Genomic DNA, 20869 nt, shown 5'->3' with positions numbered 1-20869 from the left:
CAGAATTTCAATTGTGTGAACGATGGTAACTGTAAATTGTTTTTTCAATCTAGGATGGAAACAAGAGGTCGGGGCGTCGGGTCGGGCCCAACGACTCGGTGATCAGTACGATTTCGGCAGCCCGAGTTCGTGTTCGGCGATGTAGTTTTTCACCATCTCGTTGGGGACCGGGACCGTTTCGGTCACGCGGGCGTTCTGCCAGATGTCGTAGACCTCGTACTCGTGGGTGAACCCGTTCCCGCCGTGGGCCTGAATGGCTCGACTCGCGGCTTCGGTCGCGAACTGGCTCGTCAGCAGGTTGGCCGCGTTGGCCGCCATGCCCTCGTCTTCACCGTTGTCCCACTGCCAGGCCGCCTTGTACATCATTTCGCGCGAGGACAGCAGTTTCGCATACGACTCGGCTAGCGGGTGCTGAATGCCCTGGTGTGCGCCGATCGGTCCGCCAAAGACCTCGCGGTCGTTGGCGTAGTCGACGGCCAGGTCGATGGCCCGCAGGCCGCCGCCGACCGACGAGGCCGCGCCGGCGATCCGTTCGGTGTTCAGGGTGTCCCACAGCATGAGCAGGCCGCCGTCCTCGTGGCCCAGGATCTGGTCCTCGTGGACGCGTAGCCCGTCGATGTCGACCTGGTACTGTTTCTCGAACCACGGCGCCGCCACGTCGACTTTCGAGAGGTCGATGCCGTCCCGGCCTGCGGGGTCGTCGACGAGGAACAGCGTGACGCCGCTGGTCGGGTTGTCCGGGTCGAACTCGGAGGTCCGGGCCACCAGCAGCATGGTGTCGGCGTTCTCGACGCCGCTGATGAACATTTTCTGGCCCGAGAGGACGAACTCGTCGCCGTCGCGTTCGCCCGTGGTCTCGATCTGGAGGGTGTTGACGCCGGCGTGGGCCTCGGTCAGCCCCATGCAAAAGCGCATCTCCCCGTTGGCGATGGCCGGGAGGTACTTCTCCTTCTGTTCCTCGTTACCGTGGCGCTGGATACCGATGCCGCCGAAGACGGGGGTCAGGACGAACACGATGCCACCCTGGCCGCCGCCCCGGGAGAGTTCCTCGATGATGATGGACATCTCCAGCATGCCCATGTCCGCGCCGCCGTACTCTTCGGGAATCGTCACGCCGAGCCAGCCGTCGCGTGCGAGGTCGTCCCAGTACTCCTGGGGGAACTTCTTTTCCTCGACGTGCTCTCGCCAGTAGTGCACGTCGTAGTCCGACGCGATGTTCCGGCACGATTCCCGGATCAGCGAGTGTTCCTGTGTCTCCTCGTATTCCATACCATCTACACAGACCCGACTACCATAAACGTCCGTTACACTCCGGACAACGTGTCGGGTGTGTATTAGACTACGTAGATTAACTAACAGATACGAAGGAAAACCGATATTCGTCGGGCTGAAAGGGAGTTCTCCAGAACCACCGGATCGAGTGAAATACGTGAAATGGGGTCAGCTTGCCGATAGAACGTTCAATGCCTACCCAGTTTCGGGCAGTTCTCGTAACGGTACCGAGGCCTCACCGTTCGACGTTCAGTTATCTCTCACGTTCCTCGGTTTTCCCGTACCTCTTTTTCGCGAAGTTGGAGGAGTGTTTCCCACCCGAATTCGGGGTGGGTCCAATACGCGAACCCATTGAGTGGTTTATCCGTATCGCGATCTACCAGTTGGCGTAGAATTTCCTTTGTCAAGCCCGTAAAGGAGTACATATTGCCGTCGTGCAACCATTCGACGTTGTTCTGCTGACCGGTCATACCGGTAACCCGGGCGCGCCAGAAGTCGTCGTTCGGATCCCATTCGCGGTCGGTTCCGTCCGGGACCTCACTTTCATCGAACACAACAACATCGCCTTCCGCCAGAACCTGTCGTTCTAGAAGTGCAGGTAGCGTAAAAGTAACCGACGTTTGCTTTTGTTTCTCCTGTTTTTCACGTCGTTTAGTGAGGTACTCTTCGGCTTCCGGGATCGGAATCACCTGCTGACTGTTCAAAATGAGTCGGTCTCGGTGAGAATACGCCTCGATTCGGGTACAGGTTATGTCCATGTCGAATTCCTCGATGAGCCACATGACCGGAGACGTTATTTCCGGCCCGAAACTCCCTGCAGCGAGTAAGATACGCGGGGTATCATCGAGTTCGAAATTCGCCCACCCATCGTCCAGATACGGAGCGTCTTCGATCACAGTCTGCTGCAGGAAATCGACGAATTCCCGACCTACGTCCTCGGGGGATCGATCAGTTCCCTCACGTCCGTTCCAGAACGCTCGATAGTCCTTTTGTACGTCTTCCGCTGTGAGCGTCGCGCAGTAACTTGCGTACTTGATGGCCTGTAAATCCGTCGTTCGGTCCGCCCTGTCGCGTTTCAATTCAACGACAACTAGTTTCCCTTCGGTGTCGATCGCCAGAACATCGAGCCGGTCACGTAAATCAGCGAAATTCGAGTATTCCGATGAGATGACCAGAAGGTCCTCGCCGAGTATCCGCGGTTCTCTGATCACCCACTCCTCCAGATCGGCCCGCTCGAGAACGTTCAACTGTGCGAGTTGCTGTTCGGGAAGGCGATCGAGCGTCTCGGTATCCTGATCAACTGAGAAAATCATCACCCGTGTTGTTATCCCGTGTCGGCAAATGAGTTGCTGCGATCTGAGGGTCGATTTCACTTCATACCGTCGCACAGATCCGGATCGGTTTCTCTTCGACAGACCTCCAAACTCGTGACAGCGTCCCGTCCTGACAACGGACAGTGGGACAGTGGCGTTTAGCGACTGGCCGGCCAACGGTGGCACATGGGTTCGCCAGAGTCCGAGACCGACGAGTCCAGCCATCACCTCCCGGCCGTCGAGGACTGGCCCAAGGGATTCGGCGAGGCCAGTTGGTGGCCCATCGTCACCACCGTCGGCGCAGTCGGGATGTACGCCGGGGCCGGGCTGTTCGTCCTCGCGTTCGGCCAGGAACCGCTTTTTGCACCTATCTTCGGCCCGTTCGTGTTCGTCCTCGGGACCGGGCTCTTTCTGATCGGCCTCTACGGCTGGACCTACCACGCCTTCGTCCATCACTACTGGTCGCGTGCGACCGGCGACGACGCAAAGTATCGCTGGGGAATGGTGCTCTTCCTCGCGACCGATCTGGGGACGTTCGGCGCTGGGTTCGCCTACTACTTCTGGGTACGATACGGGACGTGGCCGCCGGGCGAACTCCCGCACCTGCTCACCTCGCTCGTCCTCTTCAACACCGTCATCCTGGTGACGAGCAGCGTCACGATGCACCTCGCACACCTCCGTCTGCGCGGCGGTGACCGCAAGCGGTACGTCCGCTGGCTCGCGGTAACCCAGTTGCTTGGAACGGTGTTCCTGGGTGGCCAACTCGTCGAGTACTACGAGTTCGTCGTCAGGGAGGGCTTCACGCTGGGGAGCGGTATCTACTTCAGCGCGTTCTACGGGCTGACCGGGCTCCACGGGATGCACGTCGCGCTCGGGCTGGTGATCATCGGCATCGTCCTGCTCCGATCCGTTGCCGGTCAGTATTCTCCGGAGCGGGACGCCTCCGTGACGGTCGCTGCAATGTACTGGCACTTCGTCGACGTGGTGTGGGTGTTCCTGGTCGTCTCCCTGTACGTCGGCGCGGCGGTCGACTGACGAACTCGACCTCGCCGGTTACGACTCGGGGAGTCCGACCCGCAGGCCGGACTGGTTCCGCTCGGCCCGACCGCGAAGCCGGTCGACGCGCTGGCGGTACTCCTCCGGCGGTAGCGCGCGCACTGTCGTTTTCATCCGCGCGTGCCCCTCGCCGCAGTACTCGCCGCAGTAGAGCGTGTAGTTCCCCGGTTCGGTGACGGTCGTCCGAACCAGGTTCTCCTGGCCGGGGATGGCGTCCTGTTTCACACCCAGGTCCGGGACGTAGAAGGAGTGGATCACGTCCGTCGTGGTCACGCTGAACCGGACCGGTCTGTCGGTCGGAACGTAGATCACGTCGGCCCGTTCGTCGGAGACGTTCGCGTCGGCGTACCCGGCACTGTAGTACCACTGATGGGAGACGACCTCGATCTCGGTGACGTTCTCGCCCACCGGTTCGGCGGTGTCCGGCGTCGAGGCCACGTCTGGGTGGGCCAACACCTGATAGGAGATCACGCCGACGAACACGAGCACGAACGCCGTCGCGATCGTCCACGCGATTTCGAGGTTCCGGTTCTCCGGGGTCGGAACGGGGGTTTCCTTCCTCCGGAACCGCCAGACGATGTACACCAGGACCGCCTCGACGAAGACGATGAGCGGGACGGCGACGAGCAGTAGCTGTCGGTTGAGCGTCCGGATCAGCGTCTCGGTCGTCGAGTCGAACCGCGAGAGCGGCAGGCCGACCTGTCCGACGGCCGCCAGGGCGACGATGCCGAGGAAGACGACGCCGACGAGTTTCATCCCGCCGCGCTCGCTGACCGCCGTCGGAACCGTCGGCTCTGACGGTCGCTCCTCGTGTCCCGGTGTGTCGCTCGTACCGGGTGAGACTTCGCCCTCGTCGGATCCATCGCCTGCGTCTCCGCCCCGTCCCTTATCGCCGTCCAGTCGGTCTCGGAGGTCTGTCCACTCCCTGGTGTACTGGCCGGTCGCGCCCAGGTCCCAGGGGTCGCCGTCCTCGACCGGCGTGCCGACACGGTAGGACTGCAACATGTTGAACAGCCAGACTACGGCGCTGAGCCCGATCAGCACGGCCCCGACCGTGGCCGCCTGTTGGAGGGGGAGGAACCGCTCGGGGTAGAGCGCGGACCGGCGCGGGAGCCCTTCGGCTCCGACGACGAACAGCGGGAGAAAGGTCACGAAGACGCCGACGGTCGTCAGGACGGCGTGTATCAGCGCCAGGGGCCGGCTGTACATCCGGCCCGTGATCAGCGGGAACCAGTAGTAACTGGCCGCGAACATCCCGAACGGGATGATCCCCACGATGATGAAATGGAAGTGCGCGACGACGTAGTAGGTGCCGTGGACGACGATGTCGTAGGGGACGGAGGCGAGGAACACGCCCGTGACGCCGCCGACGACGAACAGTGCGATGCCGGTGATACAGAAGACCATGGGTGCCCGGAGTCGAATCCGGCCGTTCCACATCGTCGTCAGCCAGTTGAACGTCTTGATCGCCGAGGGGACGGCGATGGCGATGGAGACGACCATGAAACTCATGCGGATGCGGGGGTCGATCCCGGTCGCGAACATGTGGTGGGCCCAGACGCCGAAGGAGAGGACGCCGATGGCCAGCGTCGAGTAGACGACGAACCGGTAGCCGAAGAGTCGCCGTCCCGCGAACTTCGGGAGGATGAGACTCACCAGCCCCAGGGCCGGCAGCGCGAGGATGTACACCTCGGGGTGGCCGAAAAACCAGAAGAGGTGCTGGTAGAGGATCGGGCCGCCGCCGTCGGCGACGAAGAAGGTCGTCCCGAAGTTGCGGTCAAGCAGCAACATGATGAGCGTGCTCCCGAGCACCGGGAACGCGAACAGGATGATACCCGACTGGGTTAGCATGTTCCAGGAGAACAGGTCCAGGTTGGCCCAGGACACTCCCTCGGCGCGCTCCGTGAAGATGGTCGCGATGAAGTTGATCGCTCCCATCGTGGTCGAGATGCCACTGAGATGCAGCCCCAGCAAGAGCAGGTCGATCTGCTCGTTCGGTTGCTGAATCGACAGCGGCGCGTACAGCGTCCAGCCTGTCGTTGGCGGCTCTAACGCGAGTAGTTTCTGGACGAAATCCAGCACGCCGACGAACGGCGTCCCGCCCAGGGGGAGTTGCCCGACCGTAAACAGGAACGTCTTCCCCGCGACCTCGGTGATGAGGCCGGCCCGGACCAGAAAGAGCGCGGGCGGGAGCAACCAGAACGCGATGGCGTTGATCCGCGGGTACGCCATGTCGTCGGCCCCGATGAGCAAGGGGAGGACGTAGTTGGCGATGCCCGCGAACACCGGGGCCGCGAAGAAAAACAGCATCATGATCCCGTGGGTGGTAAACAGGGCGTTGTAGGTGTCGAGCCCCCAGACCGACGGCTCGGTCGTCCAGAGTTCGGCCCGCATCATCATCGCGTCCATGCCGCCCCACAGACCGGCGAACGTGCCGAACGCCAGATACAGCAGCCCGATGTCCTTGTGGTCGACCGTCGTGAACCACCGGACGAGGCCGCTCGGTTTCTCCCTGTCCGGGGCCGAATCCTCGCTCGCGGCGCTGCTCGTCGGGCCGGATTCGTCGGTACGATCGGCCGTGAAAACGACGCCGACGCCACCCACCGCTGCCACCCCGACGAGCAACCCAGCGGTCATCGTTGGTGTCTCCCGGGACGCTCAGTACTTTGGTATGAGGCCGGTATACTGGAACGGAACGGGTAAGTCGGGCTTTCCCGTCACGTCGGCTCTTCCGAGAGCCGGTCGTACACGGCCCCGAGTGTGAACCCGTAGGCCAGATGTGCGAGCAAAGTGAACACGAGATAGACCATGAGGAGGACACCGCCGACCTCTCCCCGGCCGATGACCGCGAACCCGAACCAGAGGAGCAGCCCCATCCCCATTCCCGTGACTGCCGAGTCCCGTTCGGGACCGACGTACCGTTCGAGACCGAGAAAGAGGAGCGGCCAGACGACCACGCCGACGACGGCGTAGACGACGAACCCGAGGAACTGGTTCCCCGGGACGCGCGCGAACCGCGCGATGGCGTCGAACAACCCCATCACGCCCCTGGCCTCTACCTCCATGATCGCGAGCATGACCGACATCACCGTCGTTCCGACCGCTCCCCCGAGAATCGCACTGGCTGGCCGGTTCATTTGTCCTTCCTTCCACGATGAGCGGGAAAAAACACTGCCCCGACTGCGACCTCGCTGACACTCGCGACCGGCCGGACGATCCGCTTCCACCCGACCCCTCGATACCCCGCACCCCAGTTGTTTTATCACCCACGGGTGAATGTGTCTACCATGGATATTCGAGGCAATTTTAAACTGTTGTCGAGTTTCGCGGTTGCAGTTGTCGACCCGTTCGGAGGTGACCGCGCGTGGAAATCCGCGTGAACGACGAGGCCGACGAGGAGACCGCTCGCGTCATCGCGACGGCCGTCGCCGAACACCTCGGCCAACCGGTCGACATCGTCGACGACGGCGGCGAACGGGTCTCCGCCGACGACGGCGACTGGGCGGAAGGCGGCGCGGTCGTCACGGACCGAGAGGAGCGCATTCGGGAGGACGTCCAGTCGATCCTCGAAGGCGGTCCCGAGCGGGGCCACGAGAAGATCGAGGACCTCGGGAAACTGTTCGTCAGGGACCGCCTGGAGATGCTGTTCGACGACATCGCCTACGAGGACGGAACCTTCGCCCGGTACGCCGACGACGACGAGCTCCCCGGCGACGGCCTGCTCACGGGCGTCGGCAACATCGACGACCGCCAGGTGTTTTTCACGGCCAACGACTACACCGTCAAGGCCGGCTCGCTGGGCCAGATGGGCGTCGAAAAGGAGATCCGGCTGGCCGAGCGCGCCGTCGAAGCGGGCGCACCCATCGTCAGGCTCATCGACTCGACGGGGGCGCGTCTGAACGCCGAGGAGCGCGACGAGGGCGACACGCACATGGACCGCTACCGCGGCGGGAAGATGTTCTACAACCAGTGCATCCACTCAGGCCAGGTGCCCCAGATCGGCGTCCTCTACGGCCCGGACATCGCCGGCTCGGCGTACACGCCGGTCTTCTGTGACTTCCTCATCATGGTCGACGACATCTCGGGCATGGCCATCGCTTCGCCCCGCATCGTCGAGGCGATGACCGGCGAGGCCATCGACATGGAGGGGCTGGGCGGTCCCGATGTCCACGCCAGACACAGCGGGAGCGCCGACCTGGTGGTCCCCGACGAGGAGTCGGCCGTCGAAGCCGTCAAACATCTGCTCTCCTTTCTCCCCCAGAAATACGACGCGTCGAACCCGACGCGCGAGCCGAAACCGCCGGTCAAGAACCCGAAGGGCCTCGATCAGGTCATCCCGGACGAACCCAACGAGGCGTACGACGTCCACGAGGTCATCGATCGAGTCTTCGACCGGGAGTCCTTCTTCGAGATCAAACCCGACTTCGCCCGCGAGATCGTCACCGGCTTCGCCCGCCTGAACGGCAAACCAGTGGGAGTCGTCGCCAACCAGCCCGACCACGTTTCCGGGGCGATCTTCCCCGACTCCGCGGAGAAAGCCGCAGAGTTCGTCTGGATCTGCGACGCCTACGAGATCCCGCTGGTCTACCTCTGTGACACGCCGGGCTTCATGGTCGGCTCGAAAGTCGAGAAGGAGGGCATCCTCCAGCGCGGTCGGAAGTTCATCTACGCCACCTCGAACGCGCAGGTCCCGAAGTTCTGCGTCATCACCCGCAAAGCCTACGGCGCGGGCATCTACGCGATGTGTGGGCCCTCTTTCGGCCCGGACGCGACGCTCGCGCTCCCGAGCGCGGAAATCAGTGTGATGGGTCCGGACGCCGCCGTCCACGCCCTGTTCGGCGGCCAACTGGAGGACATGGAGGGCGAGACGCGCGAGGCGTTCATCGACAGCGCCAAGGAGGAGTTCCAGAAGTACATCGACATCCGGAAGCAGGCCTCGAACATGCAGGTCGACGAACTCCTGCCCGCCGGCGACCTCCGACAGCAACTCGTCGCTCGCATGACCGCCTTCGAGAACAAGCGCCGCACCCGGCGCGACCGCCATCACGGGACGATACTGTTCTGAGCCGCGCGTTTTCACGTCGTGGGAATACCCGCCCTCAGTTTTGATGGGGGACCTACAACCACAGGGTGAACATGACCTATCGGACGAAAGCGGAACAGATCGTGGTGGTACTCGGAGCAGTCGTCGCGGTGGTGGCACTCGCGTTGCTGGGACTGGCCGCGTACGCGACCGTCGGCCCGGCCGGGCTCAGTGGCTCGTACGGCGTCGTGTTCGGTGGCGCGGTGTTCGTCGGTCTCGCCGTCACCATTCTGTACGCCAGTTCGGGCGTTCGCGGTCTCTTCGAGCGCGAGTATCGCCGTCGCACCTGAGAACAGGACGTCGATTTTCGGGACGGACGTCGAACAGGCCAGTGCCGATAGTCTCACGAGCACCCTCCTTTTGAACACGTCGTTCGCGAACCACCGAGTCTCGGACACTCGATGATCGCCAGTTTTCGGACGACCGAACGTATCGGAGGATGTCGGTTTGACGCCCGTGAATACGAGAACGGTGCCCGGAGCTGAAACAAGATAGCGGCCCGTTCGAGTTGCCCGTGGCTCCGAAACCGTCGGTCAGTACAGAAACGAACTGCGAAAACGGTGGTGTGTCGCGGGCCTCAGGACCCCGCCGAGGAGCCGATCACATCAGCGACTTCGGACCACACGAGGATGGCGAGGAACACGAGGCCGAACAGGGCAAACGAGAGCCCGAACGAGAAGTTCCGGATGCCCACGAACGTCAGGATGACCGGGAACTCGATGGCAATCGGGACGAGCGCGGCCCCGATCAGCAACAGAGCAGCTGGCGACAGACGGCTCATATCAGCACCTCCAGAACCGGCTGGACCACCTGCGGTGAGGCGGTGATGCCGTCCTGATAGAAGCCGGCACCGTTTATGATACTCCACAGCGGCAGGCTGTAGGCCAGGATCACCAGGACGATGGCGATGATCGCCCACAGCTTCAGTTCGTCGAGCACCTGCGGTGACTGCTCGGGGCCGGACAGCGCCGGCGGCAGGTCAGTCTTGAGGCCCGTGGCAGGCTCGTTGTTCGCGGCGGTGAGTGCGATGTTCGCGAGGAAGATCACGAGCGAGACGAACAGCAACACGCCGCCGAAGGCGATCTGGAGCCGCAGGCTACTGATGGTACCGACGACGGCCTCGAACGTGAACTTCGAGTACTCCGGTTCGGCCGTTCGGCGCGGGATGCCTGCGAGGCCGCCCCGGTGCATCGCGGCGGACATGAACGTCATGCCGATGAACCAGAGCACGACCTGGAACAGGCCGATCGGTCGGCTGTAGAGGGCCCGACCGGTGACTCGCGGGACGAGCCAGTAAGCCGCTGCCATGAACGTCAGCGCGACGGCCGTCCCGACGGTGAGGTGGAAGTGGCCCGGCACCCAGATGGTGTTGTGGACCAGGTAGTTGATGTTCATCCCTGCGTTGACCATCCCGGAGAACCCGCCGGCGGCGAACATCAGGCCGGCGAGCATCATTCCGGTGAATGCCGGATCACGCCACGGAAGCGCTGTCAACCAGCCGAAGTATCCCTCGCCGCCGTTCTGACGTGCGCCGTGTTCGACGCTCGCGACGACGGTGAACGCTGTCAGCAGCGACGGGAGCAGCAGGAACATCGTGTTCGTCATCGCGATGAACTTGAACCCCTCCGCGATCCCGGGGTCCAGGTACTGGTGGTGGATCCCGACCGGCGTCGAAAGCAGGAGGAAGAGGACGAACACGACGCGAGCGAGCGGGTCGCTGAACAGCCGGCCGCCCGAGAGTTTCGGCAGGACGGTGTACCACATCAGGTACGCCGGCATCAGCCAGAAGTAGACGACCGGGTGGCCGAAGAACCAGAACAGCGTCCGGGTCAACAGCGGCGTCGGGGCCGGCATCAGTCCGAGCGACCACGGGATGAGGAAGACGACCACCTCGATGGCGACCCCCAGCGTCGAGAGGTACCACATCAGCATCGTCGTCAACACCATGAACGACTGGAGCGGGATGCGCTCGTCGGGGTTGTCGGCCCGCCAGTCGAGGTACTGGCGGAACCAGTCGATGCCGGCGAGCCACGTGCCGACCACGAACAGCGCCAGCCCGATGTAAAAGAGGGGATGGGCCTGGAGCGGCGCGTAGAACGTAAAGAGCACGTCCGCGCTGACGTCGATCTCGGCCACCAGCCCTGCGAGAATGCTCCCGCCGGAAAGCAGCGTCCCGGCCGACATCGTGCCGACCCAGAGCCACGTGAACCGTGGATTGAGCGGGGGCCGTTCGAGGCTCCGCGTGTTCGCCCACGCGAACACGCCCGCGAGGAAGAAGATGGTGAACACGATGGCGAGGAAGACACCGTGGGCCGTCAACAGCGTGTAGTAATCGGCCGAGTCGATGACCCGGATGACGTTCGTCCGGTGAAGCGCCTGGATCACGCCGAAGAGGCCACCGACGGCCAGTGCGACGAAGGCGTAGGCGAAACAGACCCGCACGACGCGGGCCACTGTCGGGTACTTCACGATGAACGATTCGGCTGGTAACGCGGTCTCATCGTCTGTCCGTCCGATGTTCAATATGGATTCAGTTGGCGTACTCATGATTCACCCGTCCCGTTCGCGGTCTCGTCTGTGCCGTTCGTTGCCTGCGCTGTCGTCGACTCGCCCGCGTCGTCCAGCGTGAAGTTCCCCGGCTCCTTGACGATGACTTCGCCCGCCATATCGTGGTGCGCCTGGCCGCAATACTCGTTGCAGACGACACCGTACTCGTCAGTCTCGTTGAACTCGACGGTCATCTTCGAAACCTCGCCCGGGACGACCATCGCGTTCGCGTTGGTCCCTGCGACCTCGAACCCGTGAACCACGTCTCGTGACGTCACGTAGAACGTTACCGTACTGTTGGCGGGCACTTCGATGGGATCCGGACTGAACGCGAACTGCTGGGCAACGACGTATGCCTCGTATTCGTTCGGACCGACCTTCCGGACTCCGGGGTCGTTGAACTCCGGATGCTCGCTCAGCCCGCTCGCGTTGACCTGGCCGCCCTCGTCGTTGACCATCACGACGCCAGCGCCGACGGCACCGTAGACGATGGTCGAGATGAATCCGACGATCAACGCCAATGACGCGAGCAGCCAGAGTTTTTCGTAGTTGTGTACGTGCATAGGATCACCCGATGACCGTCGGCCCGTTTCCGAGGAACTCGACGTAGTACATGAACGTCCACATCAACGTGAGGATGATGAAATAGACGAGTAACAGTGCTAGCGTTCCCTTCGGGTCGAAATCCTCCTGCCCGAGCGGATTTTCGACCTCGGGATCGCGGACAAGCGTCCCGTCAGCGTACGCGTCCGGCGCCTGTACGTCCGCGGGTGTTTCTGAACCAGCTTCTGCCTCTACCATATGCGCTCTTACGAAGATGTTCATATAACTTTTGAGGGACTGTTTTCACCTTCTGGGAATGGGACGTATCGTTTTATTTGACCGGCCTGTCTCTTTCGGATATGCCTAGCCTGCTCACCCGGGTTCCGGCCCGGATCGCCGTCGCGATCGCGCTCCTGGCGCTCGTTCCTGTACTGACGTTCGGACTGCTCAAACCCGAGTATCTGGCAGCTGCCGTCACCTCGGTCAACGTCGTCCTCATCGGGACGAGCCTGTTCCTGCTGTTCTCGCCCCACGGCGACCACGCCGAACACGACGCGCACGGATCGGAGGTCTGAGCGTCAGTGGTGACCGCCCGACTGATTGGTCGGTGATGCCCGTGCGTCCAGGACTCACGCTCCAGCTGGCCGGCGTCGAGCTGGTCGGGGCGAACGCCGACCTGCTGGCCTTTGCGGTCATCGGCCTGCTTGCCGGGGCGCACTGCCTCGGGATGTGTGGCCCGCTGGTGACGCTGTACGCCGACCGCATCGACGCAGGGACCGAGCGGCGACGGGGCGACACCCTCACGCCGTTCGCCGTCCGGCAACACGCGCTGTTCAACCTCGGTCGGACGCTGAGCTACGCGGCTATCGGCGCACTCGCCGCGGTACTGGGCGGTGCCCTGTTCGCCTCGGTCGGCGGCATTCCCCCAGTCGAACGCGCGGTTCGGATCGTCGCCGGCCTCACCGTCGGGATCGTCATCATCGCCGCCGGCCTCCAGTACCTCCTTGGCGGGACGGGGACGCTCGACCGCTTCACCCCCGAGTTCGTCGGGACCGCGTTTCAGCGGATATCCGGTGTCCTGACGGCACGCGTCGACTCGCTGGTCGGGTCGCCACGCATCGTCGGACTCGGCGCGATCCACGGACTGCTCCCCTGTCCGATCTTGTATCCCGCGTACGTGTACGCGTTCGCGCTTGGTGATCCGATCCGGGCCGCCCTCAGCCTCGGTATCCTCGGACTCGGGACCTTTCCGACGCTGTTCGCCTACGGGACCCTGTTGGGGTCGATCGGGGACGCGCATCGCCGGAGCCTCCACCGACTGCTCGGGGCGGCGTTCCTCGTGCTCGGGTACATCCCGCTCTCGCACGGACTGATGCTCTTGGGCATTCACGTCCCGCACGTCCCGGTCCCGTTCTATCAGCCGCTGGTGGGATAGATGACCGAGTGTACCCTCTGTGATCGGCCGACGCCCGACCCGCCGGTCACTGGCGAGTCCGTAGACGGCGACTTCTGCTGTCGCGGCTGTCTGGAAGTCTCGAAGGCACTCGACGGGGCGGATGCCGACGCCCCGGACGAGCAGACCGTCGAATCGCGTCTCGACGGCGAGGCCACGGCCGACGTTCCCGAGGACGCCGACGAGGCGTATCTCGCCGTCGACGGGATGCACTGTGCGACCTGCGAGGCGTTCCTCGAATCGCGGGCGGTCGACCGCGAGGGCGTCTACGACGCGACCGCCAGCTACGCGACCGACACGATGCGACTGGCGTACGACCCCGAGGCGGTGGACGAACGCGAACTCGGTGAGACCGTCTCGGGCTACGGGTACCAGGCTCACGAACGCAGTGCGGGCGACGACACGGAGGCCGACGAGTCCGTCTGGTCGCTCGTCATCGGCGGCTTCTTCGGCATGATGGTGATGCTGTGGTACGTCGTCTTCCTCTACCCGACCTACTTCGGGTACGATCCGCCGTTCATCGACCTCGGCGGCATCGCCGGCCTCTACCTGTTCGGGAACGTCTGGCTGTTCAGCACGGTCGTCCTGGTCTACACCGGGTGGCCGATCCTCCGCGGGGCCGTCGTCAGCCTCCGGGCGGGCCATCCGAACATGGACCTGCTGGTCGCGCTTGCGGCGGTCAGTTCCTACGCCTACAGCACCGTCGCGATACTGCTGGGCCGGACCCATCTCTACTTCGACGTGAGCGTCGCCATCGTCCTCGTGGTGACGCTCGGCAACTACTACGAGCGGCGGGTGAAACGACGCGCGGCCGGCCTGCTCTCGGAGTTGACCGAATCGCGGGTCGAGGAGGCCCGCCGGTATCGGGACGGCGACACCGAACCCGCCGACGTGGCCGACCTGACTGGCGGGGACCGCGTGCTCGTCAAGCCCGGCGAGCGGGTTCCCACCGATGGGGCCGTCGTCGACGGCTCGGCGGCGGTCGACGAGTCGCTGCTGACCGGCGAACCGATGCCCGAACGCAAGACCGCGGGCGACGAGGTCGTCGGGGGCTCGGTCGTCACCGACGCGCCGCTCGTGGTCGAGGTGAGCGCAGACGCCACGAGCACGCTCGACCGGCTCGTGGAACTGCTCTGGTCCATCCAGAGCGCCCGTCCCGGCATCCAGCGGCTGGCCGACAGGCTCGCGACGGTGTTCGTCCCGACCGTCGTCGTCCTCGCGGTGCTAGCCGCCGCCTGGACGCTCGCGACCGGGGGAGCCGGCGTCGCCGCGCTCCTGATCGCCCTTACTGTGCTCATCGTCTCCTGTCCCTGCGCGCTGGGGCTCGCGACGCCGCTCGCCATCGCCGCGGGCGTGCGCGAGGCTTCGGCGGCCGGCATCGTCGTCGCCACCGAAGCGGTCTTCGAGGAAGTCCCCGAGGTCGACGTGGTCGTCTTCGACAAGACGGGGACGCTCACGACCGGCGAGTTACAGGTCGTCGACGTCGCTGGCGAGACTCCTGATGAAGCGCTCCGCCGGGCCGCAGCGGTCGAGTCGCTGTCGAGTCACCCGGTCGCCGAAGCCGTCGTCGACGCGGCCGACGATCCGCCGACCGCCACCGAGTTCGAGAACCACGCGACCGGCGTCAGTGGGACCGTCGACGGCGAGCGCGTGGTCGTCGGGACCACGGAACTCCTCGACGCCGAAGGGCTGTCGGTCCCAGAGTCGCTCGAACGGCGGGCCGAGCAGGCACGACAGGACGGCAACCGGCCGGTCGCGGTCGGCTGGGACGGGCAGGCGCGGGCGATCCTGGTACTGGGCGAGTCGCCGCGGCCGGAGTGGAAGTCGGTCGTCGAGTCGCTATCGGCCACGCGAGAAGTAGTCGTGCTGACCGGCGACAAGGGTCAGGCCGTAGAGCCGTTCCGGAACCACCGGGGGATTGACGACGTCTTTGCGGGAGTCCCGCCGGAAGCGAAGGCAGAGACCGTCGAGCGCTTGCGTGGCCGCGGGACCGTGGCGATGGTGGGCGACGGGAGCAACGACGCCCCCGCGCTGGCGGCGGCGGACCTCGGGATCGCGCTCGGCAGCGGCACCGACCTTGCGACCGACGCCGCGGACGCGATCCTCCTCGAAGACGACCTGCAGGGCGTGCTCACACTGTTCGAGATCTCGGAGGGCACGCACGGTCGCATCCGGCAGAACCTCGGGTGGGCGTTCCTCTACAACGCCGTCGCCATCCCGCTGGCTCTGACCGGCTTGCTCAACCCACTGTTCGCCGCGCTCGCGATGACGACCTCGAGCCTGCTCGTCGTCACGAACTCGGCTCGCTCGCTCCGGTAGCTCCGCGACCGTCGATTGCTCCATTCCACGGTCGACACGTCGCCGCTCTAACCGCTTTTCGGTCGGACTACAGTACTGCCAGCAGTTGTCCGCCCAGTATAAACAGCACGAACAGGAGGATCATGCCCACGACGAGGTACAGATGAAGGCTCCTGTGCTCGGCATCGCCGTGGGACTCATCGTGTCCGGCCATCAGTCCGTGTCTTGGCGGACAGCCTTCCTATGTGTTCTGTTCGAGAGACGGGAGTGCCACCGGATCAGTCGTCACCCACCGCGCGTGGCCGCGTCGCGTCGTCGCCGGACCAGGACACACGCCGCCAGCACCAACAGGAAACCGTAGAGCGGCGGCGTGCCGACCGTGAACACCGGAGCGGCGACAGCGAGAACGCCGTCAGTCACTCCCGAACCGACTGGCAACAGTTCGAGGACCGCCCGGAGGTCGTCCAGTCGTATCGAGAGATTCGCGAGCAGCGCCCCGCCGACGAACAGCGAGCGTGCCCGCCCTGATTCGAGCAGGTAGAGCAGCGGGATCAGTGGAAAGTAGAGGATCACGGCGTAGATGGGAAAGGACGGGAAAAACAGGAGGATTGCCACGAGCGTCCCCTGGATGGCGACGAGTCGGTCTATCGCCGCGTCAGTGTCGCGGTAGAGGTACGCGACCGGCGGGGCGAGCAGGCAGAGCGCCCCGGCGACCCACAGCAGTGACGGTCCCTGCGGGAACAGCACCGACAGCGGCCGGCGGAGCGTGAGGTACGTCGCGGACGGGTCGAGCCCGCCGAGGAACTGCTCGTGTTCCAGCCGCGGGAGCAACGCCTCGGTGACGTAGAAGACGTTCAGGTCAGGGCCGTACGCCAGGACGGAAAGCGCCATGAGTCCCAGTCCGGTCCCGATCGCAGTCCCGACCGCGCGCCAGGCGCGCTGGCGGAGCAACCAGACGCCGACGGCCGCCGGGAACACCTTGACGAACGCCGCCGCCGCGAAGGCAGCGCCGGACAGCCCGTCACGGCCCCGTTCGAGCGCGAGGAAGCCGAGCGTCATGGCGAACGCCAGGTGGTGGTTCACCTGCCCGAACACGAGCGAAGGGATCGAGTGGCTCGACGCGACCACGAACCCGGCGATCAGCACCCGGTCGGTCCAGGGTAGGTCGACGCCGCGGGACTCGACGTAGCGGACGAGCAACACGGCGGTCGCGACACCGAAACCAATAGTCAGCAGCGTGTGGATCGCGAACCCGACCTGCCAGGAGCCAAGCAGGGCGAAGGGGTAGAAGAACGGTATCGTGAGCGGCGGGTAGAGGTAGGTGAAATCGGGGCTGCGAGCAGGTGCGACCGCGAGGAAGTTCTCGCCGGCGAGGCTCGCCCTGGCGGCCACGTAGTACACCTCGAAGTCGATGCCCAGTTCGTGGGGACTGGTCAGGAGGATGTAGGCGGCGTAGACCAGCCCGAAGAGGAGGCCACTGCCCAGCACGAGGCGAGCGCCGAGCCGGTCCGAACGCCCGAGTGGCCGGAGCATGCCCGCCGGTTGGTCGACCCCTCGTTTCAGCCTACCGACTTCCCATCCGAGCGTCGGCCGCTGCTACTCGATGCCCATGATCTCGCGTGCCTCGTCGGGCGTCGCAGGCTCCCGACCGATGTCGCGGGTCATCCGGGCGGCCTTCTCGACGAGTTCGGCGTTGTCCGCGGCCATCCGGCCCTCCTCGACGTAGAAGTTGTCTTCGAGGCCGACGCGGACGTTCCCGCCCATCGCCAGGGCGGCCCCGACCAGGGGCCACTGGTCCTCGCTGATGCCGATGACCTGCCAGTTGGCGTCGTCGGGGACCTGTCGCACCTGGTGGGCGAGGTTCTCGACGGTCGCCGGAATCCCGCCGAGGACGCCCATGATGAGCGAGAAATGCAGCGGCGTCTCCAGTTCACCCTTCTGGAGGATCGGTCGGGTGTTGCCGATGTGGCCCGTGTCGAAACACTCCAGTTCCGGTTTGACGCCGTTTTCCTGCATCGTCGTCAGGAGTTCCCGAATCTCGTCGAACGGGTTCTCGAACACCATATCGAAGACGAAGTCCTCGCGGTCCTCGGAGTACTTCGCGTAGTTCATCGAGCCCATGTTCAGCGCCGCGATGTCGGGTTCGACCTCCCGGACGTACTCCGCCCGTGTCTCGACCGGTTCGTGGAGCGCCCCCGTCGAGAAGTTGATCAGGATGTCCGTGCGGTCGCGCACCTCGTCGTAGATCTCCTGGTAGGTCTCCGTCGAGAAGGTCGGTGAGCCGTTCTCCGTCCGGGCGTGGATGTGCGCGACGGCCGCGCCCGCCTCCCGCGCGGCCGCGGCGTCCTCGGCTATCTCCTCGGGCGTGTACGGAATCGCTTTGCACTGGTCGCGTGTCGTCAGCGCGCCCGTGAGTGCCGCCGAGATGATCGCTTTGTCCGGGTCGTTCCCCTTGATGGATTCCTGGTTTGCGTATGTCATGTGTGGTGTCTCCTCCGTCGTCGGCTACCGCTGCTTCCAGTCTGGTTCCTCGTCCACGAGGAACGAATTGATGCCCTCTTCGGTGTCGTCGCTCATCGCGATGAGCGTGATCATCTCCTTCAGATAGGAGAGCGCCTCGCCGAAGGCCATGTCCCGCTGGGTGTAGTACGCCTCCTTCCCCATCGAGATGAGGACCGGACTGTTGTTCGCGAGTTGGTCGATCAGTCCGTCGAGGGTCGCCTCGAACTCCTCGGCGGATGCGAGTTCCGTCACCAGCCCCATCTCGTCGGCCTCGGTCGCGTCGATGTGCTCGCCGGTGAACAGGAGTTTCAGGCCGGCTTTCTCGTCGACGGCCCGCATGATGGGAGCCATCGCCTGGGCCGGGAACAGGCCGATGTCGACCTCGGGCGTCCCGAACGTCGCGTCCTCGTGGGCGACGACGAACTCGCAGGCCGCGGCCAGTCCCAGGCCACCGGCCAGGCAGTACCCTTCGACGGCCGCGACGGTGAGGACGCTGGCCTCGGTCATCGCCTCGATCAGGCCCGCGAGCGCGGAGAACTGCTCGCGGTAGGCCGTCGAGTCCTCGCCGAAGACGCCGGCCATCGACTTGAGGTCGCCGCCCGAACAGAACGTCTCCTCGGCCCCGCGGATGACGAACACCCGGGGGTCGCCCTCGTCGGCGAAGGTTAGCGCGTCGGCCAGGCCGAGGATCACGTCGTCGTTCAGGGAGTTGCGTTCCTCGGGCCGCTCGATAGTGGCACGCACGACGAGGCCGTCCTCGCTGACCCGTACGTCCAGGTCGTCGTTGCCCAGATCACTCGCATCAACCATGTGGTTATATCACATGCGACACCCCTCCGGATGAGTATTTCGGACAGGGGTAAACGGACTGGGTGTTGTCGTGTGCCGACCGACCGGGGAACTCTCACCGAATGGCCCCGTTCTTTTCGGCGTACCCGGCTTCGCAACGGGTGAACTAACAACAGGTTTGACGTATGTTTATGTGTGATGGTGTCATATTTCGTGCTATGTCAGGCCGACCCATAGACTACGCCTCCCTCGAAGCGGGGAGACACTGCAACTACTGGGAACTGGACGACACGCTCCGTTCCGAAGCCGAACGCGCCTATCCGGACGCGGAGTTCGAGTGGGCAGAAGGGGAACTCTCGGAACTCGGTGCGGTCACGGGTAATACGATCGCGGACAACTCCGAGATCATCGACCGCGAGGGACACGAGCTGCGGACCTACGACAAGGAAGGCGAGGTGCAGAACCACGTCGAGTACCACCCGCTCCAGCACGAGAACGACGAACTCGTCTACGAACGAGGGGTGACACACGACATCTTCCACGCGCCGCCGGGACGGGACGAACCGCTGGGGTTCCAGCACGTTCTCACCCAGCAAACGATCCTCTCCTTCGTCGACGGCGGGTTCGTCTGCCCCATCTCGATGACCACCGGGGCGGCCATCGTCTTGGAGAAGTACGTCGACGACGACCACCCGAACGCCGATCTGCTGGACGACTATTTCCAGCGCCTCACCAGTCGCGACTACGAGGACCACATCGAGGGGGCGATGTTCCTCACCGAGAAACAGGGCGGCAGCGACGTAGGAGCCAACGAGACGACCGCAGAACCGACTGACGAGGACGGGGTCTACGAACTCCACGGCGAGAAGTGGTTCTGTTCGAACATCGACGCCGAGGGGACGCTCGCGCTGGCTCGCCGGCCCGAGGCTCCCGAGGGGACCGAGGGGCTGTCGCTGTTCCTGGTGCCCCATACGAAGCGAAACGGCGAGCTAAACGACCAGCTCTACCGACGACTGAAGGACAAACTCGGGACCATCGCGGTGCCCACGGGCGAGGTCGAACTCCAGGTTGCGGAAGGTTATCTCGTCGGGGAACCCGAGGCGGGGTTCAAGCTGATGGCCGAGATGATGAACTTCGAGCGGCTGACCAACGCCACCGGCTCCGTCGGGTGCATGGGTCGTGCGCTGCTCGAATCGAAGGTGCAGGCGGCAAACCGCGAAGCCTTCGGGTCGACCATCGACGAGTACCCGCTGATGCGTCGCGACCTCGTCGACATGCAGGTCGACTACGCCGCGGCCCTGGCCTTCGCCTTCGAGTCGGCGTCCCACTACGCAGACTACATGGACGACCCCGACGACGAGACGGCGTTCAAGCTGATGCGGTTGCTCGTCCCCATCGCGAAGTACAAGACCGCGCGGATGGCCGTCGATACGGCCTCCTACGCCTGCGAAATTCAGGGCGGGAACGGCTACGTCAACGGCTACACTACCGAACAACTCCTCAGGGACGCACAGGTGCTTCCCATCTGGGAGGGGACCTCGAACATCCTCTCGCTGGACGTACTGCGCGTGCTGAACAAGGAGGCCGCCCACGAGGCACTGTTCCCGTTCGTTCGCGAACGCATCGAGTCGGTGGATCACCCCCGGCTGGCAGACCTCGCCGACACCGTCGAAGACGAGTTCGCCGACCTACAGGAGGCAATGGTCGCACTCGCCGGCGAGAGCCAGGAGTACGCCCAGCACGAGGCCAAGGAACTGGCAGATTACATCTTCGACGTGGTTACCGCGGCCCTGTTGCTCGAACGCGCACAGACCGAGATCGACGAGAACGACGACGCCCGCCGCGTGCTGGTCGCGGAGTGGTTCGCCGAAACCCGCTTCGGCCAACCGGATGCGCGAGGAATCACGAACGGGGAATCACTGCCCCACGAGTACTTCGACGAAATCGTCCGGTACGGGCCGATCGACCCGACGGAACTCGCCGACTCAGCCCCGGCCGACGATTGAGCCACGG

At 64.4% G+C, this 20869-nt stretch carries 19 protein-coding genes; 7 read left to right on the top strand and 12 right to left on the bottom strand.

Features of this window, described 5'->3' with window-relative positions:
* Window positions 1-102: 102 nt before the first annotated feature.
* Together E2481_RS02295 and E2481_RS02290 are read right to left on the bottom strand one after the other, a co-directional pair.
* Window positions 103-1269 carry an acyl-CoA dehydrogenase family protein gene (locus E2481_RS02295; protein ID WP_136715503.1) on the bottom strand — a complete coding sequence of 389 codons (1167 nt, stop codon included), beginning with the start codon at window positions 1267-1269 and terminating at the stop codon, window positions 103-105.
* A 263-nt stretch (window positions 1270-1532) separates the two neighbouring features.
* Window positions 1533-2585: an endonuclease NucS domain-containing protein gene (locus E2481_RS02290; protein ID WP_136715502.1), complete on the bottom strand. Its 1053-nt coding sequence runs from the start codon at window positions 2583-2585 to the stop codon at window positions 1533-1535.
* Window positions 2586-2771: 186 nt separating this feature from the next.
* On the opposite strand from E2481_RS02290, the gene E2481_RS02285 reads away from it, so the two are divergent.
* Entirely contained in the window at window positions 2772-3620 is an 849-nt protein-coding gene (locus tag E2481_RS02285) for a cytochrome c oxidase subunit 3 (protein ID WP_136715501.1), read from the top strand.
* An 18-nt stretch (window positions 3621-3638) separates the two neighbouring features.
* Here E2481_RS02285 and coxB read toward each other — a convergent pair whose 3' ends face one another.
* Together coxB and E2481_RS02275 are read right to left on the bottom strand one after the other, a co-directional pair.
* Window positions 3639-6278: a cytochrome c oxidase subunit II gene (gene coxB, locus E2481_RS19180; protein WP_136715500.1), complete on the bottom strand. Its 2640-nt coding sequence runs from the start codon at window positions 6276-6278 to the stop codon at window positions 3639-3641.
* A gap of 80 nt (window positions 6279-6358) precedes the next feature.
* Entirely contained in the window at window positions 6359-6778 is a 420-nt protein-coding gene (locus tag E2481_RS02275) for a DUF6789 family protein (protein WP_136715499.1), read from the bottom strand.
* A 227-nt stretch (window positions 6779-7005) separates the two neighbouring features.
* Between E2481_RS02275 and E2481_RS02270 the strand changes: the two genes are divergently transcribed.
* Entirely contained in the window at window positions 7006-8706 is a 1701-nt protein-coding gene (locus E2481_RS02270) for an acyl-CoA carboxylase subunit beta (protein WP_136715498.1), read from the top strand.
* Window positions 8707-8777: 71 nt separating this feature from the next.
* Window positions 8778-9014, top strand: a complete 237-nt coding sequence (locus E2481_RS02265; protein WP_136715497.1) for a hypothetical protein — start codon at window positions 8778-8780, stop codon at window positions 9012-9014.
* Window positions 9015-9301: 287 nt separating this feature from the next.
* On the opposite strand, the gene E2481_RS02260 is transcribed toward E2481_RS02265, so the two are convergent.
* Genes E2481_RS02260 through E2481_RS02245 form a run of 4 tightly spaced genes read right to left on the bottom strand, consistent with a single transcriptional unit; the run spans window position 9302 to window position 12072 of the window.
* Entirely contained in the window at window positions 9302-9505 is a 204-nt protein-coding gene (locus E2481_RS02260; protein ID WP_136715496.1) for a CbaC protein, read from the bottom strand.
* Window positions 9502-11271 carry a b(o/a)3-type cytochrome-c oxidase subunit 1 gene (locus tag E2481_RS02255; RefSeq protein WP_136715495.1) on the bottom strand — a complete coding sequence of 590 codons (1770 nt, stop codon included), beginning with the start codon at window positions 11269-11271 and terminating at the stop codon, window positions 9502-9504. The genes E2481_RS02260 and E2481_RS02255 overlap by 4 nt, the downstream gene beginning before the upstream one ends.
* Window positions 11268-11834 carry a cytochrome c oxidase subunit II gene (locus E2481_RS02250; protein ID WP_136715494.1) on the bottom strand — a complete coding sequence of 189 codons (567 nt, stop codon included), beginning with the start codon at window positions 11832-11834 and terminating at the stop codon, window positions 11268-11270. The genes E2481_RS02255 and E2481_RS02250 overlap by 4 nt, the downstream gene beginning before the upstream one ends.
* Before the next feature lie 4 nt (window positions 11835-11838).
* Entirely contained in the window at window positions 11839-12072 is a 234-nt protein-coding gene (locus E2481_RS02245; RefSeq protein ID WP_136715493.1) for a hypothetical protein, read from the bottom strand.
* Window positions 12073-12173: 101 nt separating this feature from the next.
* On the opposite strand from E2481_RS02245, the gene E2481_RS02240 reads away from it, so the two are divergent.
* Genes E2481_RS02240 through E2481_RS02230 form a run of 3 tightly spaced genes read left to right on the top strand, consistent with a single transcriptional unit; the run spans window position 12174 to window position 15586 of the window.
* The gene (locus E2481_RS02240) at window positions 12174-12389 is read left to right on the top strand and encodes a cytochrome-ba3 oxidase subunit (RefSeq protein ID WP_136715492.1); all 216 of its coding nucleotides are present in this window, start codon (window positions 12174-12176) and stop codon (window positions 12387-12389) included.
* Between the two features lie 35 nt (window positions 12390-12424).
* On the top strand, window positions 12425-13249 hold the full coding sequence (locus E2481_RS02235; protein WP_136715491.1) for a sulfite exporter TauE/SafE family protein: 825 nt from the start codon (window positions 12425-12427) through the stop codon (window positions 13247-13249).
* The gene (locus tag E2481_RS02230; protein ID WP_136715490.1) at window positions 13250-15586 is read left to right on the top strand and encodes a heavy metal translocating P-type ATPase; all 2337 of its coding nucleotides are present in this window, start codon (window positions 13250-13252) and stop codon (window positions 15584-15586) included. It begins immediately after the preceding gene.
* 67 nt (window positions 15587-15653) lie between these two features.
* Here E2481_RS02230 and E2481_RS18880 read toward each other — a convergent pair whose 3' ends face one another.
* The 4 genes from E2481_RS18880 to E2481_RS02215 all read right to left on the bottom strand — a co-directional run bounded on the left by E2481_RS18880 (window position 15654) and on the right by E2481_RS02215 (window position 18877).
* On the bottom strand, window positions 15654-15779 hold the full coding sequence (locus E2481_RS18880; RefSeq protein WP_256867879.1) for a hypothetical protein: 126 nt from the start codon (window positions 15777-15779) through the stop codon (window positions 15654-15656).
* Window positions 15780-15850: 71 nt separating this feature from the next.
* A complete protein-coding gene (locus E2481_RS02225) occupies window positions 15851-17098 on the bottom strand; it encodes a glycosyltransferase family 87 protein (RefSeq protein WP_136715489.1) in 1248 nt (415 codons plus the stop codon).
* Between the two features lie 63 nt (window positions 17099-17161).
* On the bottom strand, window positions 17162-18046 hold the full coding sequence (locus tag E2481_RS02220; protein ID WP_136715488.1) for a BKACE family enzyme: 885 nt from the start codon (window positions 18044-18046) through the stop codon (window positions 17162-17164).
* 24 nt (window positions 18047-18070) lie between these two features.
* On the bottom strand, window positions 18071-18877 hold the full coding sequence (locus E2481_RS02215) for an enoyl-CoA hydratase/isomerase family protein (protein ID WP_136715487.1): 807 nt from the start codon (window positions 18875-18877) through the stop codon (window positions 18071-18073).
* A 197-nt stretch (window positions 18878-19074) separates the two neighbouring features.
* Here E2481_RS02215 and E2481_RS02210 point away from each other — a divergent pair, with 197 nt between their 5' ends.
* Window positions 19075-20862, top strand: coding sequence for an acyl-CoA dehydrogenase family protein (locus E2481_RS02210; protein WP_136715486.1), 1788 nt, complete (start codon window positions 19075-19077; stop codon window positions 20860-20862).
* The last annotated feature ends 7 nt before the right edge of the window (window positions 20863-20869 follow it).

Origin of the sequence: Halorientalis salina (assembly GCF_005049285.1) — an archaeon.
In the GTDB taxonomy this organism is placed as follows: domain Archaea; phylum Halobacteriota; class Halobacteria; order Halobacteriales; family Haloarculaceae; genus Halorientalis; species Halorientalis salina.
This window is presented reverse-complemented; position numbering and strand designations above follow the sequence as displayed.